This window comes from Lyngbya aestuarii BL J (genome assembly GCF_000478195.2).
Taxonomy (GTDB): Bacteria; Cyanobacteriota; Cyanobacteriia; order Cyanobacteriales; family Microcoleaceae; genus Capilliphycus; species Capilliphycus aestuarii.
On record NZ_AUZM01000033.1, the window covers coordinates 1 to 17603 of the forward strand.

Genomic DNA, 17603 nt, shown 5'->3' on the forward strand with positions numbered 1-17603 from the left:
TCGATTGGCAAATACAGAAGGATTAGGAGGACGTTCAAACCCTTCAAAAAATCGAGCAAATGTGTTAGCACTGGTATCAATATGTTCCGGAACTGCGACTGCAAAACCATGAGAGGCTAAATGTTCAGCAATATAACTAAACGTTTGAGGATCGGAACCCAAACCATGAGAAATAACGATTAAAGGAACAGACTTTTTGACTTGAGGTAAATAAAGTCTCAAAGGTGAAGGCTGATCGCGATTAGGATTGCGAAAGGTCAATTCTTCTTCTGTCCAGGGAATTAAACCTTGTGTTCTGGGATCGGGTAAGTTAAAAGTATAGTTTTCATTAATTTGAGCCTGTTGTGCTTGCTGTTCAACTGATTGAATAACTAACTCATCTTCAACCAAAATCTGAAGAATATCTTCTAAGAGTTCTAAACTAAAATCTAAATCAACTCGAATACTTTCGCCGGGAAATTCTTCTAAAATACGCAAAATCGTTAAACCTTCAGGATGAGCTGAGGCTTGACCAATTGCTATTCTTAATGCTGCATAACCATTCTCATTTTTGTCTGTTTTCAACACTTTTCCGATCCGAGTCAACAGAACCCTTCCAGTGGGTGTATCAAGAAACTGTCCCACACTCCAAGGACTGGCTTCTAAAGGCGTTTGTAAAATTGTTCTGAGTTTCTGCCCATCTTTTAATTTCAGCAGTGTTCCATACAACGACAAGATGGGAGTAACTTTACCTTGTTTTGCAAACTGTTGAATTTATCAATAGAAACGGAGGATTCCGCAGGGCCATAAGAAATGGTAATTTGTTCTGCACCTAAAGCAGGAATTGCAGTTAACACGCTAGAAACAATTCCTATATTCAGTGCAACTAAACGGGAATTGAGGCGAGATAACTTCGGTTGACGAGCAAAGAAAAGTTTGTGTAATCGGGAGTTCAGTCGAGGTATAAATTTAAACATAATGGTATTCTCCCAAATCAAAAGACTGATAAATCAGAAAGAGGATCGTTAAAATCGGCTTCTGAGATTAAGAATATTTTGAAGCCTAAAAAGTTTTTTCTTTGATCTTCAGTGATTTGCCGGAAATTTTGCATTTTTTATCTGCAATTTTCCTATCCTCTTTCTGTCTATCTGTCTCCTCGCCCTACCCTTAAGACTCGATACTCCGTTCAAGTTGTACAAACGGAATCAACCATTTAACATCATAGGGTTGCAGAGTGATTACCATTTTATCGTTTGTTGTCGTCCACCCCCGTTGATCAACAAGATCATACCAGTGAGTTTCTGCTGCTTCAAGTTCCGATAAAGGAATTTCAACTTGACAAATTTTGTTCGCAACATTGGTTAACGTCAGGATAGATTGATCCTGTTTTGGAGAGGTTCGCAATACAGCAAAGACTTCGGGAGAAATCATCAAAATCTTTTGTTCTCCATTGGGATGAAAAGCTGTATAACGTACCCGAAGATCGAGTAAATGTCCTAATTTTTTAAGAATAAGAGAAAGCCGGGATTTGCGATCCTGTACATCTTCAATTAAGCGGTTAACATCAATCACTCGACGGTTAATATCTCGTTTAGATTTAGTTCGCAACACGGCATCAATATCATTGCGAGTTCCAATTAAACCATGAAAATAAATCCCCGGAACCCCTCGTAATACTAAAGCAATACTGCGAGAAGCCACAAAACGTTTCACTTGAAAACTAATATCTTCTCCATTATTATCAAGGTTGAGAGCGCTATACCAAGTTGTATTAATTTCATAGGGTTCTTCGCCCTGTTCCCCGCTTTTGTAGGAAACAAATGCCCCATGTTCTCTGGCTTTTTGGATAATAAAATTAATTTCTTCTTGAGGTAAAATACTCTTGACTCCCATTAATCCTACGCCATCATGGGTATCTAGCATATTCAAAAATGTCGTCATTTTGGACAAGTATTTGAGTTCTTTTGCCCAATTCGATAGAGTGGTTGTATCTTCTCGATAAAAGGTGTAAAGCACTAAAGGCGGTAAGGCAAAATTATAAACCATTTGTGCCTCATCATCACCCTGACCAAAATAGGAAATATTTTGCTCGTGAGGTACATTGGTTTCGGTAATTAATCCCACAGTTGGAGCGACAGCTTTGACAATATCACGAAAGAGTTTAATGACTTGGTGAGTTTGTTCTAAATTCGCGCAGGGGGTTCCGGGTTCTTCCCAAAGATAAGTCACCGCATCTAAGCGCACTAAATTGGCTCCCCGTCGAATATAAAGTAGGAGAGTTTCTATTACCCCTAACAGAACTTTAGGATTTTTATAATTGAGGTCAATTTGATCGGGTGAAAAGGTTGTCCATACCCAAATCTGGCCGTTAATCGATTGAAATTCTGTTAAAATATCGGAAGTTCGAGGACGAACAATCATCCGCCTTTCTTCGGGTGTTAGTTCATCGGGGGAATGATAAGTTGTAAAGTAATCTTTGTAGTCGGGGTTGCCATTAAGCATCCGTTGAAATAAAGGACTTTTGGAGGAAACATGGTTAAAAACACCATCAAACATCAGTTGATAATAGTTTCCCATTTCCTCAATATCTTTCCATGATCCTAAGTTGGGATCAACGCTATCAAAATCTATGACAGAAAAACCGCGATCAGAAGAATAGGGAAAGAACGGCAAAATATGGAGAGTGTTGATACTTAACCCCAAATAATGATTTAAAAAATGAGCTAAGGTTGAGAGTGGAGATTGTCCATCTCCTTTGAGTAAATCACCGTAAGTAATCAAGATCAAATCCCATTCGGTAAAGCGATTATTGGGGTCAAAATCTTGTTCTTCTTCGATGAGTTCGGAAGGTTTATGAGCATAATGAACTTTCAAAATTCTTTCTAATTCAGGCATAAATAGTTTTGCCTGTTCTTCACCATAAAGAAAACAAAATCGCTCGAACATTTGTTGATGCAATTCGGGCGCTATTTCTAAGGGAGATCTGGTGTAGTCTGGTGCATCATTGTAGGGAATTCGGAGTCTCCGCATTGATTTTTGAAGCTGCTGACTGGTGTGATCCATAGCGATTGTTTGAATTATTGCACTTATTCTTGAAGATTATAACGGTTTCTGGACGGATCAGCATCTAGATCAGAGATTCAAAAAATAAAGTTATTTAATTTTAGTAAATTCAACAATATTCTCAATTATAATTGGAGTTTAATCATCAGTTTTATTGATTTCTTCAGCCGTATATAAACCCACTAATCGAGCTAAAATAATAGCTGAATACATTTGTCCGATCAGTGCTTCTAAGTTAGAAAACATCATTCCTTTATGATTTTGTGGGACAATATCTCCATATCCTAATGTTGTTAACGTTGTAAAACTATAGTAGAGGAAGATATTCAAACTCTGGGTTTCTTGTAAGTTAATTGCTTCTGAAAAAGAATCGCCATCTAATAAAAAGAGAAGATTATAAAAGAATGCCCATAAAATCCCAATCAAAAGATAGATACAAATTCCCCCTCGAATGGTATCGTTTCCTACTTTTTGGTCGGAGAAAATTCGTTTACCAATCACCAGAATAGCTAAACTGATAAAAATAATATCAATAATTCGATTTATTAAAATTAAGCTTTCGCTCCAGCTTGGAATGAAATGATATTGAGCGATAATTTCACAAATAAAAGCTAAAAATGCCAGCAATACATAAACCCAAAAAGTTACTTTATTGAGATTAAATGTATTAATAATTAGGAGCAGAGTAGAGAGAAACGTAATTGAGATAATGACTGATCCCGATGCACTATCTTCTAAAAAGGGAGAACTAATCAACAAGAAAATTAGAACACCCAACAATCGAGTATATTTGGTTTGATAGAAATTTTTCTGAGAGAAGGTAGGAAAGAATCTCATATATTCTGAGATAAACAGCAGCGTTCAACTTGGAGTCAACTGTACTGCTCAGTAAATTTACGGAGAGAAATTTATTGTTCTCGGATTATATAGAAAACTATACAGAAAACTATACAGAATCTTGTACCTGTTCAGCATAATCTTTGAGTTTATTGGCAAACTCATCGCTGTTAATCAGTTGAGTCAGTTGACTGGCGGCTTTTTGGACTCGCTGAATATACTCCAATTTTTTCTCCTCAGACCAAGTATTATTGTACCGACTCAATAATTCGGCTGAAAGTAAAATCGTTGTTAAAGGGGTACGCAGTTCGTGGTTAACGACGGTGATCAAAGATTGATGATGATTGGGACTGAGTTGGGAAGTATTCATGGTTAAGCTGATCCATTATCACTAACAGTCTATACTCCTCTATCATAAACGCAAATCCAATTAACTTCATCCGAGAAAATACGGAATAAAAAAAGGTGATTTTGAACAGCACTCACAGAACAGACTATCGTTGTAAACTCCGAGGGTCAAGAGCATCTCGTAGGCCATCGCCGAGTAAATTAAACGCCAGTACCGTCAAAATAATCAGTAGAGCAGGAGGTAAAATCAGCCAGGGTTGTAAGACTAAAATAGAAGCATTTGTTGCTGATGAAAGTAAATTCCCCCAAGAGGGATCGGGTTCTTGAATGCCTAAGCCAATTAAACTCAAAACTGACTCAGACACAATAAATCCGGGAATTGCTAATGTTGCAGAGATAATCACATAAGTAGCGGTTTGAGGCAGAATATGACGCCAAATAATATAGAGCGGATTTGCACCCATAGCTTGAGTTGCTTGTACAAATTGCCGCTCTTTAATCGATAGAACTTGTCCACGAATAACCCTCGCTAAACCCGCCCAACTAATAAAAGAAATAATTACAACAATTAATAAATAGCGTTGAGCGCTACTCAGTTCAGGAGGTAATATAGCGGCTAGAGCTACTAACAAATAAATGCCAGGAATCGTCATTAAGACTTCTACTACACGCATAATCAGCGTATCAGTCCACCCTCCAAAGTAACCTGAAATTCCACCCAAAATTAGACCGATGGGGAAGTAAATTGCAATTCCCACAAAGCCAATACTCAAACTAATTTGACTGCCAAAAATTAAGCGACTAAACTGATCGCGAGCTTGTTCATCGGTTCCCAGAATATGAATTTTACACTCTCCAATTACTCCAAATAAATGTCGATCTCCGGGAATAATTCCCCAAAGTTTATAGGGAGTTCCGGAGACAAATAACCGGAGCGGACAAGGGTTATCTCGATCCACTCTTAACTGACGTTTTCCGGTTTCAATTTCGACTGGCCCCTGAGTATTCGGGTAAACGTGCGGCCCAATAAATTCTCCCTGTTGATTTTGCCAATAAATGCTCGTGGGTGGAAGTAATGCCCCATCAATTTTAGTCTCATAGGCACTGTAGGGTGCGACAAAATCTGCAAAAATTGCACAGAGATAAAATACAATTAAAATAATTGCTCCGAGTCGAGCTAAGGGATTTTTCTTGAGCCGATGCCACCATTTCATATTATTTTTTTGTTTAGTTTTAGAGTACAATTCAACAACAATTATAATCGATAATTGATCTAATTATTCACAATCAGGGAGGATTGCTCTTCGGTTTCCTGACTCTGACGATTTTCTCCTTCAACTTCATCTAAAGGATTTTTAAAAAATGAACCCGTTTGGGGAGGTGAACTCGGATCGAGAATCACTTCAAAAATACTTTTGATCACACCTGTTAATGGAATTGCGAGAATTACACCCAATAATCCCCCAATTCTACCCCCAAGTAGGAGAGAGGAGAAAATAATCACCGGGCTAAGTCCAGTAATATTTCCCATAATTCGAGGGGTAACAAGATTATCTTTGATTTGCTGAAATATGATCGCCACAAGCAGAACTTGCAATGCTAACCACCAATCAATAAAAGCCACAATAATAGTCACAGTTCCAATTCCTAATGTCGCCCCGACAAAAGGAATGATTTCTAGAAGGCCAATAAATACGGCAAATAATAGAAAGAAGGGAACTTTCAGCAAGAAAAAAGAGATCGTTAAACTCACCGCCATAAATAATCCCAGGATAAACTGACCGACTACAAATCCTTGCAGGTTTCGGGCGAGACAGTCTGTAAAAATATAGCGAACTTTCGGCGATAAAAAACTGGTGATTCCATCCCACAACCGTTCACCATCAAGTAACATATAAAAGGCAATCACCAGAATCAGAATAAAATCAATAAACCAGTTGAATGTCCCAACGACTAATCCTAAACTGGTCGCGGCGATCGCTTCGGCTTTTCCTTGTAAATTAACGAGCAGTTTTTGTTGTAAAATCCCCACATCAATGGGTAAACTTCGTTCTAAACCCCAAGCTTGAAATTCAGCTAACTGTTGTTTTCCAGACTCGATCAACTCCGGTAAGCGGGTAATCAGTTGTCGTCCTTGTATAATCACAGGAGGAACAACCGTTAAAGCAATCACAATCACGACTAAAGCAGCGACTAAATAAACCAATGCTGCGGCTAAACCTCGGGGAATTAATCGTTGTAATTTAGCGACAGCATAATTGAGGATAAAAGCAATTAATCCCGCTGTCACTAAAATACTAATCAGTTCACCGATATACTCAAATGCACTAATAGTTAGTCCACTCGCCACTAAAACCAGCACCCATGTGATCAAAGAGTTTTGAACAGGGGAAAACATTCTGTTCATAATTCTAGAGTCTAATGTTTTTAATCAGAATATTCTTGAGATACAGACCGTTTCTAAGCTTGAGCAACTTCTTCAGCGATGTCGTCATGCTCGACCACAAACACATTAGAATAAAGGTTGGCAACGATCTGCTTTCCTTGTTGTGTGAGGCTCAGATAACGCAAGGCATCTTTAATATAAGGGTAAACGCCATTCCAGTAAAATTTGTGGTAATTTTTCCGTAAATCTCCTGGACTTTTATAGCCCACTTTTTCGTTAAAGCGAGTTTCCTCAAATTCATAAAACAAAGCACTCACCTTTTTTAAGTAGCGAGGATCGCTGAGTTGACCGATTAAATCAGCCCCTCGTACTAAACCGGGATAATTAATGGTATCTTGATGATCAGATTCTTTGGGGATCGGAAAGCGGGTTAGCTCGATATTGCGCTTGATCACTTGTGCATCAATCAGTTTGTGACCTCCAAACCGTTCATCAATAAAGAGTTTAGCTCGATCTACATGATAAGGGGTTAAACTAGCATCAGTGCATCCTTCCGGTAAATTCACCATATCCCCATTGTGTCCGGTGGCATACAATCCTTCTCGATCTTGCCGACAAACCCCCTTAACATAACCAATATCGTGACAAACCAGCGAGATCAAAAAATGTAGCCAGTCTTCACAGGAAACACCCCCTTCTCGGATATGTCTACCGCGTAGGATTTCCTGACCGACCAGAGTGACGAGGATAGTATGTTCAACATCGTGGTACAAAGCATCACTATTGGCAATATTTTCTAAGGCCATATTACCTGCCCAACCCACAATATCTTCGTAGTCGGACTTATAGCCTCCATAGGTGCGGCGATAGCCCTCTCGAATTTGTCGAACAAAGGTATCAATCAATAATTCAGTTGCGTTGAAAAACATACGAGGTATTGACTTTTTGCAGTCGGTTGTATAAGGGTTAGCGAGATTGATCAGCGGCGTTACAGCCCATCAAAACAATTTCGGAAATACAAACAGTGATTGAATACTGACCCTGATCAACGGTGAATTGTCAACTGTTAGCCGCCCTGATCTGGCGATGCCTCCGATCAAGTTACACCCTGGTTGTAGAGGCAACTCATCCGGAAAGAAGACCGAGTATAACGTATCTGATCGGACAAGTGGCTATTTCTAAATTAGACGATAGAAGACCCGATGAGGATCGTTTTGATTGAGAATCATTCCCTAAAACTGTTAAACTTTCTCCTGTTGAGTCTCCAAGGAATAATCTCGGCGATCAGTAGAATCTCAAGTGATTACAATTTTAATTTAACTTTTTATAACTTTACATAAAATTAATCTCATCTCAATTCTGATAACATCAACTCAAAGACTTGATAGATAGCCGTTTCAGTTTATAGATTTGAGAATGATCGGCGACGGTAACAACACGCTACAATTAAGAATATTAAGAAAAATCCGTAATGCTATACATATATTTACACAAATATAAAACCCTGACCTGGAGGAACCCCTAGTGGCTTATCAAGATATCATGTCTAAACTTAACGATCAAGATCTCCCGTCCCAGAGAGAATCACCCTCTGTTGAGGATGAGAACGGGCAGAAGAATCAACCCATAGGCAATGAAAGCGAACTCAAAGACGAAGATCAGACTCCGACCTCTAACCCCAATTCAGGCCGATGGGGAGGGATGATATCCGGTTTAGGACTCGGTATCCTGGGAACAATAGCGGTCATGCACTTCTATGTTAACCCCAAAACTCAAACCCTAGAACCCACCAACCCTGAAAACCCAGTCGTTGAAGTTTCCACCAGTCCAGCTTCGGGGCAAACCGTCACCGTCGCCCCTGTCGAGTTAGCCACCGTTACCCGCCAGTTAGAGGTCACGGGAACCGTCGAAGCCTATGATCTCTTACCTATCCTTCCACAAGCCAGTGGGCTGCAAATTCAAAAGGTTCTCGCCGACGAAGGAGATCTCGTCGAAGCCGGGGAAGTTCTAGCGGTTTTAGATAATTCAATTCTGCGATCGCAAATCGATCAAGCCGAAGCGGGGTTGGCCCGAACCCAAGCGAACCTCAGTAAGCTACAAACCGGTAGCCGTCCCGAACAAATTGCCGCCGCCCAGGCCAAGTTAGATCGGGCATTAGCCCAGTTAGCCGAACTCGAAGCCGGAACCCGTCCGGAGGAAATTGGCGTTGCTCAAGCTAAACTCAATGAAGCCGAAGCCAGACTCGCCGATGCACGTTCGGGGAGTTTGCAAGATGAAATTGCCCAAGCCGAAGCCAGACTCGAAGCCAACAAAGCCGATCTGCAACTGGCCAGCGAACGGGTGAACCGTTATCAGAAGTTAAAAGATCAGGGGGCAGTTTCCGAAGATAGTCTAGAGGAATACTTACAAAATGAACGCCGACTCCGGGCATTAGTCGATGAGGCCCAAAGACGCATTCAACAGCTAGAACAAGGTCAGCGAAGTCAGGTTGATCGCTTGGAAGCAACCGTTGACATGGAACGCCAAGCCCTGCGACAGTTGCAAAATGGCGCCCGTCTTGAGGAAATTGCCGCAGCGACTGCCGAAGTTGCAGAAGTTCGCAGTAATTTGAATGAGTTAACCAATGGAACTCGCCCCGAAGAAATAGCAGTGGCTCAAGCCGAAGTTCGTGAAGCCCAGGCACAAGTTCGCTACTACGAAGCCCAGTTAGAAGATACCACTGTTCGCGCCCCAGCAACCGGTGTGATTGCCAACCGAGTCGCCCGAATTGGGGATGTCACCAACGGCACCAAAGAACTCTTTACAATTATTGCCGAAAATCAGTTAGAACTCCACGCCAAAGTCCCCGAAACTCAACTTTCTCAAGTCAAAATCGGATCGCCTGTCACAATCACTTCTGATGCCGACTCTAAGTTAAAAGTCCAGGGAACTGTGCGAGAAATTGCGCCGTTAATTGACCCAGAAAGTCGTAAAGCAACGGTTAAAATTGACCTCCCGCCTCTCGGTGCAATTTCGGGGTCTTTCTTGCGTCCGGGAATGTTTTTAAGGGCAGCGATCGCCTCCAGCAGCACTCAAGGGTTAAAAATTCCAGCTCAAGCTGTTGTTCCCCAAGCCGATGGGAGTTCAATGGTTTATCGGTTAACCGAAAATGAAACCGTAGAAGCAACTCCGATTCAAGTCGGTGAAATTCGCGGTAATTTTGGGGGAGATTTAACTCTGGCCAAAGTGGAAATTAAAAGCGGTTTAAATCTGGGTGATCAGGTTGTGGTTTCCGGCGCTGCCTATCTCAAAGATGGTGATTCAGTTAACGTGGTTAGTCCTGAACTGAGTCGATTTTAGATTCACTTACTCCTGATTATTTAAAAATGTCTCAATTTAGTTTATCGGCTTGGTCAATTAAAAGACCTGTTCCCACTTTAGTTTTATTTTTAATCCTAACCTTAGTTGGGTTAATGTCTTTTCCGCAGTTGGGAATTGATGACACTCCTAATGTTGATATTCCGGCTGTAACTATTACCGTCACTCAACCCGGTGCTGGGCCTACAGAATTAGAAACTCAAGTGACCAAAAAAGTCGAAGATTCGGTTGCGAGTTTAGGAAATATTGACCGTTTAACCTCGACTGTTCAAGATGGAGTTTCGACAACAACCGTTAGTTTTATTTTAGGAACAGATAGCGATCGCGCCACCAATGATGTGCGAAATGCGATCGCCCAAATTCGTCAAGATTTACCCCTAGATATTAACGATCCGGTTGTCCAACGGTTGCGGTTTGCGGGGGGAATTGTAATGACTTATGCGGTGACATCTCCTCAAAGATCCGTTGAAGAATTGAGTGATTTAGTGGATCGAACCATTAGCCGAGAATTACTCAATGTTCCCGGTGTGGCGCAAATTCAACGGGATGGAGGCGTCGATCGCGAAATTCGGATTGAGTTAAACCCAGATCGACTCCAAAGTTTAGGAATTACGGCAACACAAGTTAACGATCAAATTCGGGCTTTTAATATTAATTTACCCGGAGGGCGATCGCAATTTGGCGGCACAGAAAAGAGTATTCGCACGTTAGGAAGTGCCAAAACAGTTGAAGCCTTAAGAGATTATCCGATTGTGCTTCCGTCTGGCGGTTCAATTCCCCTTTCAAGTCTCGCGAATGTGGTTGATGGGTTTGGGGAAGTTCGTCAGCTTGCCCGTTATTTTGAGGTCGAAAATTATCCGAATTCAGATTCTCAAGAAATTGGTGAACCTGTTGTTACCTTTTCCGTCTTTAGAAGTACGGGTAGCACGTTAGTTACCGTTGAAGAAGGGGTTCGCGAAGCCGTTGCTGAGTTAAAGAAAACTTTACCCGAGGATATCAATTTAGAACTGATTTTAACGGATGCTGACTCAATTCGAGACTCCTATCGAGCCTCAGTTGATGCGTTAGTTTTGGGGTCGGTTTTAACCGTGATTGTCGTCGGTGTATTTTTGCGGAATTGGCGACCTACATTAATTACAGCGATTGCTTTACCCTTGTCAATTTTACCCACTTTTATGGTAATGAAACTATTGGGATATACCCTCAATAGTATGACGTTATTAGCATTAGCATTGGCAATGGGAAACTTGGTTGATGATGCGATCTGTATGATGGAAAATATCGACCAACACGTTGAAATGGGTAAAACACCCTTTCAAGCCGCCCTCGATGCTTCGGCAGAAATTGGGTTAGCGGTGGTCGCCACAACTGCAACCATTGTCGCTGTGTTTATACCTGTTGCCTTTATGGGGGGTGTTCCGGGTCAATTCTTTCAACCTTTTGGGGTAACTGTTGCGGTTTCAACGATGTTTTCCACCTTGGTTGCTTGTACCGTAACTCCGATGTTGGGGGCGAGATTATTAAAGCCGAAAAAGCAAAAAGAGTTAACGGTTTCTGAATATCAATTGACTCAAAATCGGATTCATCCTTATCGGAATTTATTGCGTTTCTCGTTGCGAAATAAGGTGTTAACGTTAGCAGTTGCCGTTGCATTTTTTATCGGTAGCTTGCAGTTGGTTCCGATGATTCCCAAGGGATTATTTGATAATGGGGATACAGGTTTAAGTACAGTATCGATTGAACTTCCACCAGGTTCTACGTTGCAGGAACTCGACAAAACCGCCCAACAAACAACAGCGTTAATTGGAGAAAATCCGGCGGTTACCAATATATTAGCCATAGTCGGTAGCGGCGGTAATAGCGATGCGGGAGTCAATAAAGGAACGATTTATGTTAATCTTAAGCCCCGAGATGAACGACCGGTTTCTCAAGAAGAATTTGAACAGGAAATGCGCCTAAAGTTTGAACAAGTTCCCGGCGCGAGAATTAGTTTTATGGCTGAAGGTGCGGGTGGTGGCGGCAAAGATCTGTCAATTGTTTTAACGAGTGAAAATCCTCAAGCTTTGACTCAGGTGGCGAATGATTTAGAACGTCAAATGCGGGAGATTTCGGGTTTAGTAGAAGTGACTTCTAGTGCGAGTTTAGTTAAACCAGAAATTCTGATTAAACCCGATCCCGAAAGGGCGGGAGATTTGGGTGTTTCTGTGCAATCAATCGCCCGGACTGCAAGACTTGCAACCTTAGGCGATAATGAATCTAATTTAGCAAAGTTTGATTTGGCCGACCGTCAAATTCCAATTCGAGTTCAATTAGCAGATGAATTTAGAAACAATTTTGATGTCATTCGTAACCTACAAATTCCCAGTCAAACGGGTGATTTAGTCCCCTTATCTGCTGTTGCTGAACTGACAATTGGCAGCGGGCCTGCAACAATTGATCGCTTTGATCGGGCGCGTCAAGTGTCAGTAGAAGCAAATTTACAAGGGATGTCTTTAGGCGATGCGTTGGCGAAAGTTCAAGCGTTACCTGCAATGAATCCGCTTCCGCCTGATGTCGAAGAAAAGTCCGATGGAGATGCCAAAATTATGATTGATATCTTCACTCGATTTTTAAGTGCGTTGGGTTTGGCGGTGTTGGGAATTTATGCGATTTTGGTACTATTGTACAACAATTTTTTACTTCCCTTTTCGATTTTAATGGCGTTACCGTTATCCATTGGCGGGGCGTTTTTAGGGTTGTTATTGACGCAGAAAGAGTTGGGGTTATTTGCTTTAATTGGGATCGTTTTATTAATGGGTTTGGTGACGAAAAACGCGATTTTGTTGGTAGACTGTTCGCTAGCCAATGAACGAGAAGGAAAGCCTCAATTTTATGCGGTAATTGAAGCCGGAGTTTCTCGTTTCCGTCCAATTTTGATGACCACACTTTCGACAATTGCGGGAATGATTCCGATCGCGTTAGAATTAGGCGCAGGTTCTCAAACTCGTAGTCCGATGGCGATCGCAGTGATTGGCGGAATGACAACTTCTACACTGTTAACTTTGGTTGTTGTTCCGGTTTGGTTTACCTACGTTGACGGCTTTCAACATCGACTTCAGAATCTATTTACAGGCAAAAAACGGAAAGCTAAACGGTCTTCTAAGTCAAAAAACTCAAAAGCCAAACTTCCGAGTATAGATTAATGAGAATTAGGACTAGAGTTGAACGAATCAATAATAAACTAAAGCTTAAAAAAATTATTGATTCTAAGTCAAAAGTCTACGGATTAGTATTTTCTTAAATACTTTAAAATCACCCATACTCAAGACGCTTAAGTTTGGAATGGGGTACAAATCAAGTTAGATTGAATCTAATTTATTTTTTCTATTGATTCAGGGGTGAAAATCATAGATAATTGATCATTATCTATATTTTTGTCTATTAACATGAATTCACCGACCGCAACAATATTATTATCTTGTCCCGATCAACAGGGATTAGTGGCAAAAATTGCGAATTTTATTTATTCTAATGGTGGAAATATTATTCACGCCGATCAACATACAGATTTTACATCAGGAGTCTTTCTAACTCGTATAGAATGGCAATTAGAAGGATTTAACTTACCGCGAGAAGTGATTAACCCCGCATTTGGGGCAATTGCTAAACCGTTAGCGGCTAATTGGCAATTGCATTTTTCTGATAAAATTCCTCGAATTGCAATTTGGATCACGAAACAAGATCATTGTTTATTGGATTTATTATGGCGATGGCAAGCCAAAGAAATGGCTGTAGAAATTCCGGTAATTATTAGCAATCATACTGATTTAAAGTCTTTAGCTGAACAATTTGGGATTGATTTTTATCATATTCCTATCACTAAAAGTCATAAAAAAGAACAAGAAATCCAACAGTTAGAGATCTTAAAACAATATCAAATTGATCTGGTTGTTTTAGCAAAATATATGCAAATTTTGAGTTCAAGTTTTGTCGCACAATTTTCAAATATTATTAACATTCATCACTCATTTTTACCTGCATTTCCAGGTGCAAATCCCTATCAACGCGCTTACACAAGAGGCGTTAAAATTATTGGGGCAACCGCTCATTATGTGACTGAAGATTTAGATGAAGGCCCGATCATTGAGCAAGATGTTGTCCGAGTGAGTCATCGAGATGCGATCACAGATTTGATTCGTAAAGGAAAAGATTTAGAACGATTAGTGTTAGCAAGAGCAGTTAGACTACATTTACAAAATCGCGTATTAGTTTATAACAATCGAACTGTCGTTTTTGAGTAAAATTCAAGTCAAACTAAAATAATTTAATTCGATTCAAATCCCGATTGTCCCATAAAAATAAATCCTGCCCATTCAAGAGGTTTAGGATGTTTTTCTATGGTTTTAATCATCGCTTGACGCAAGGCAGAGGCTTTATCATTTGTTGTTTGCATCTGACGATAAAACTCAATCATTAAGTCCGCAGAAGGATTGTCAGGAATATACCACAAAGAAACGATAACACTCGGAACACCTGCGGAAATAAATGAACGAGACAAACCAATTACTCCATCTTCAGTGATTTTACCTCGCCCTGTATTACAAGCACTTAAAACCACTAATTCGGCTTTGAGTTTCAAATTAAAAATTTCATCAGAGGTGAGTAAACCATCATCTTTCAAAGTGGGCGTTAGAGCTAATGCTCCCGGTATTTCTAATCCTAAATGTTTTAATTCATTGAGTAAACCATGTGTAGCCATGTGAATAATACGAGCTTGAAGCATTTTTTTAACGACTATATCTTCTGTGGCAATCTCACCAATCATCGGTTCAGTTTTTAGCATTTTAGCAATTGCTAATGCTTCTCGTTCTGTTCCTGGGAGAGAACTTAAAGCTTGAGGTTTTTCACCGAGTCGAGAGGCAATACTTGGCATTTTTGGATTGCCAATTATAAGAGTTTTGAGTTGATTTTCTTTGGCTAAATGTTGTTGATGTTTGTAGGTTAAATCTAACACTTGAATTGAAGGTGAAATTAAAATGGTATGCTTTTCAATTAGATAAGTGCCTTGTTCATCTTGTAAGGCAGCAAAAGGAACTAAGAAGAACTCTTGATGAGGAATAAAAATAACATGATGATCGGGATTTGTGGGGAGTAAATCAGCAATGGGTTTAATGAGAAACTTATATCTTCTTAATAAAAATGGATCTTTATAACGAACAATATTAGCCACAGGTTGAGAATTGACTGCGGCTTTATTGACAATCTGTTGATCCAGTTGGGCAATATTTTTATGGACAAAATTATCCTGTTCTTCAATCTCATTCCCTCGATTAATCACTTGTCGATGATTGCCAGTCTCAGGCGAAATACTTTGTAATGAACTCAGATCAACAGAGCGAAATTTTAGCTCACCGTCCGGCTGAATTACCCAAATATAAAGCAGTTTACCTTCAATTACAATTGAGTATTCAACAAGAGTAGAATTTTGTTGTTGAGCGATTTGTTGAATTTGTTTAAATTTCAGTGGTGAGGACGACAAATCAGATTCATTAAATCGTGATGCTAATAACTGTGCAAATGCTCTTGCACGCCCTCGTTCTGAAACTTCTAAAGCCGCTTCAATTTTATTTTGAGCGATTAATGCTTGCTGTAGCCAACGATAGGTATCTGCTTGGCTATCCATCAATGAAACTTTATTTTCATCATTGAGTCCAGGATGCAAAGATTCCCAAATTTTTACTGCTTTAAATAATTGATCTGCTGCTGCGGCTTCTTGACCTAATTTTAACAGAGTTAAGCCTATATTACTCAGCGTTTCTCCTTCTTGGGGACGAGCATTAATTTGACGGGAAATTTTTAAGGCTTTGTTATAATTTTGGAGAGCAATTTTATACTCCTCTAAATTCCGATAAACAGTACCAATATCATTGTAAGTTGTACGTTCTCCGGGTAAATCTTTTAACTCCTGACGAATCACTAACGCCTTTTGTAAAGACTGTAATGCAGCCGGAATATCACCAACTTTACTTCGCACTAAACCCAGATTATTAAAAATCCGACCTTGAGCGACACGATCCCCATCTTTTTCAGCTAAATTCAGAGCTTTTTGATAAGAATCTATTGCCTTTTGATACTGTTCTAAGTTGGCATAAATTAAACCCAGATTATTTAAAATTGCTCCTTGCCAACCTTTATCTCCTACTTGTTGAAGAATCTCTAAGGCTTGTTGATAAAATTCTAAAGCTTGTTGATTTTGATTCAAATTTTGATAAATTGCCCCCATATTATTAATAATTTCACCTTGCCTTTTGATATCGTTAACTTGTTGAGCAAAGACGAGAGCTTGTTGATGAGATTCTAATGCTTTTTGATACTCTCCAATATCACCATAAAGCGCTCCCATATTGGTTAATATAGCTCCTTGCTCTTGCCATTTTTCCTCTTGAGTGTAAATATTTAATGCTTGTTTATAAGAATCTAGAGCTTTTTCGTAGTTCCCTAAATGATAGTAAGCATAAGCAATTTGGTTAAGCGTTCCGGCTTGACCTAAACGAGCATTACGATCACTTAAATCTTGAACTGTTTTTAAAACTTCCTCAAAAGTATCTAAAGCCGCTTGAAATTGACCTGAGTTTAAGAGTTGCGTGCCTTGTTGATAAAGTTCCATCGCTCGCGTTTTTGGGTCTTTAGTTGTGTCAATCTGGGCAATCTGTTCAACTTTTGATACAATCAAGAGACCCGGATCAACTGCTCTAGCATTTATAGAGCAAACTAATACTAGGGTTGCTATTGCCACCATGAAGTAAAAAAGCCTGAAGCTCATAGTCAGCCTCCTTTGTTTTTCATATAAATTTGAGATAAATAAATAAAAATGATGATTTATTTTAAGCTTGAAAAAAAATTCAAACAATGGGTAACTTTAGCAATAATGGTGAGTTTTATTTTAGGAATAACCACTAATATTTTAGCACAGTCAGACTCTGAACAAACTTCTGATCGCTCTAAAAACAGTTCGGAGAAAAATTCGGAGACCAACCGAGGTTTACCCAACACGGATGTTCCTGAAAATTTGCCTGATGCTAAAACAATCGAGAATTCCAACAGCATGACATCCGAAAATTATAATGATAACCCTTTTGCTCCTACTGTCGTTCGAGGAACTCCTCGCCGTTCTAGTCCTAGTGACATCATTAAAACCCTCGAAAATGATGATCAATTTCAAACTCTCCTTTCAATTTTAGAACTGGCTGATCTCAATTTTGAACTCGAAAAACCGGGATTTTTAGTGTTATTTGCACCCACAGAAGAAGCATTTAATCACCTAGCATCAGAATTCTATGATCGCTTAATTTTGCCTGAAAATAGGAGTCAACTGATTGAGCTGATTAAAAATCATTTTGTTATTCAACAAATTCAAGCAACAGATATAGAACGGGGTGAAATTCAAACCCTAACTGGAACTAAAATACGGGTTCAAGTTAACTCAGATGGAAAGGTTGAGCTGAATGAAGCTACTGCAAAAAAAGATGAATTTATTCAAACTCGAAATGGCTTAATTGTTCCTGTCGATCAGGTTTTATTTATACCTAAGCTAGACATTGAGAACTCAACAACTCAAACTCCATCAACATTTTGATAAGAAAAGATAAGAAAT

At 39.7% G+C, this 17603-nt stretch carries 13 protein-coding genes; 4 read left to right on the forward strand and 9 right to left on the reverse strand.

Translation table 11 applies throughout. From position 1 onward, the window contains the following. The 8 genes from M595_RS14830 to M595_RS14865 form a co-directional block, all read right to left on the reverse strand. Nucleotides 1–708 (reverse strand): alpha/beta hydrolase (locus M595_RS14830; RefSeq protein ID WP_152983580.1); only part of this gene is annotated, 708 nt, incomplete at its 3' end. Then, on the reverse strand, nt 690–956 hold the full coding sequence (locus tag M595_RS14835; protein ID WP_023067152.1) for a hypothetical protein: 267 nt from the start codon (nt 954–956) through the stop codon (nt 690–692). The genes M595_RS14835 and M595_RS14830, both read right to left, overlap by 19 nt. Before the next feature lie 190 nt (nt 957–1146). Further along, entirely contained in the window at nt 1147–3042 is a 1896-nt protein-coding gene (locus tag M595_RS14840; protein ID WP_023067158.1) for an alpha-amylase family glycosyl hydrolase, read from the reverse strand. A 138-nt stretch (nt 3043–3180) separates the two neighbouring features. Beyond that, nucleotides 3181–3879, reverse strand: coding sequence for a potassium channel family protein (locus tag M595_RS14845; RefSeq protein WP_023067160.1), 699 nt, complete (start codon nt 3877–3879; stop codon nt 3181–3183). A gap of 109 nt (nt 3880–3988) precedes the next feature. Continuing rightward, complete coding sequence (locus M595_RS14850) at nt 3989–4249, reverse strand: histidine kinase dimerization/phospho-acceptor domain-containing protein (RefSeq protein WP_023067169.1); 261 nt, start codon at nt 4247–4249, stop codon at nt 3989–3991. Nucleotides 4250–4373: 124 nt separating this feature from the next. After that, the gene (locus M595_RS14855) at nt 4374–5441 is read right to left on the reverse strand and encodes an ABC transporter permease (protein WP_023067129.1); all 1068 of its coding nucleotides are present in this window, start codon (nt 5439–5441) and stop codon (nt 4374–4376) included. 59 nt (nt 5442–5500) lie between these two features. Continuing rightward, nucleotides 5501–6634 (reverse strand): AI-2E family transporter, encoded by a 1134-nt coding sequence (locus M595_RS14860; RefSeq protein WP_052001780.1) that lies wholly within the window; start codon nt 6632–6634, stop codon nt 5501–5503. Between the two features lie 53 nt (nt 6635–6687). Beyond that, complete coding sequence (locus M595_RS14865; RefSeq protein WP_023067149.1) at nt 6688–7542, reverse strand: Npun_R2479 family HD domain-containing metalloprotein; 855 nt, start codon at nt 7540–7542, stop codon at nt 6688–6690. Nucleotides 7543–8137: 595 nt separating this feature from the next. On the opposite strand from M595_RS14865, the gene M595_RS14870 reads away from it, so the two are divergent. From M595_RS14870 to purU, 3 genes are all read left to right on the forward strand, one after another. Then, nucleotides 8138–9952, forward strand: coding sequence for an efflux RND transporter periplasmic adaptor subunit (locus tag M595_RS14870; protein WP_023067156.1), 1815 nt, complete (start codon nt 8138–8140; stop codon nt 9950–9952). Nucleotides 9953–9978: 26 nt separating this feature from the next. Next, nucleotides 9979–13152 (forward strand): efflux RND transporter permease subunit, encoded by a 3174-nt coding sequence (locus M595_RS14875; RefSeq protein ID WP_023067124.1) that lies wholly within the window; start codon nt 9979–9981, stop codon nt 13150–13152. A gap of 243 nt (nt 13153–13395) precedes the next feature. Beyond that, nucleotides 13396–14250: a formyltetrahydrofolate deformylase gene (gene purU / locus M595_RS14880; protein ID WP_023067155.1), complete on the forward strand. Its 855-nt coding sequence runs from the start codon at nt 13396–13398 to the stop codon at nt 14248–14250. Between the two features lie 23 nt (nt 14251–14273). Here purU and M595_RS14885 read toward each other — a convergent pair whose 3' ends face one another. Continuing rightward, the gene (locus M595_RS14885; protein ID WP_040484150.1) at nt 14274–16772 is read right to left on the reverse strand and encodes a CHAT domain-containing protein; all 2499 of its coding nucleotides are present in this window, start codon (nt 16770–16772) and stop codon (nt 14274–14276) included. 48 nt (nt 16773–16820) lie between these two features. Between M595_RS14885 and M595_RS14890 the strand changes: the two genes are divergently transcribed. Beyond that, nucleotides 16821–17585 (forward strand): fasciclin domain-containing protein, encoded by a 765-nt coding sequence (locus M595_RS14890; protein WP_023067168.1) that lies wholly within the window; start codon nt 16821–16823, stop codon nt 17583–17585. The last annotated feature ends 18 nt before the right edge of the window (nt 17586–17603 follow it).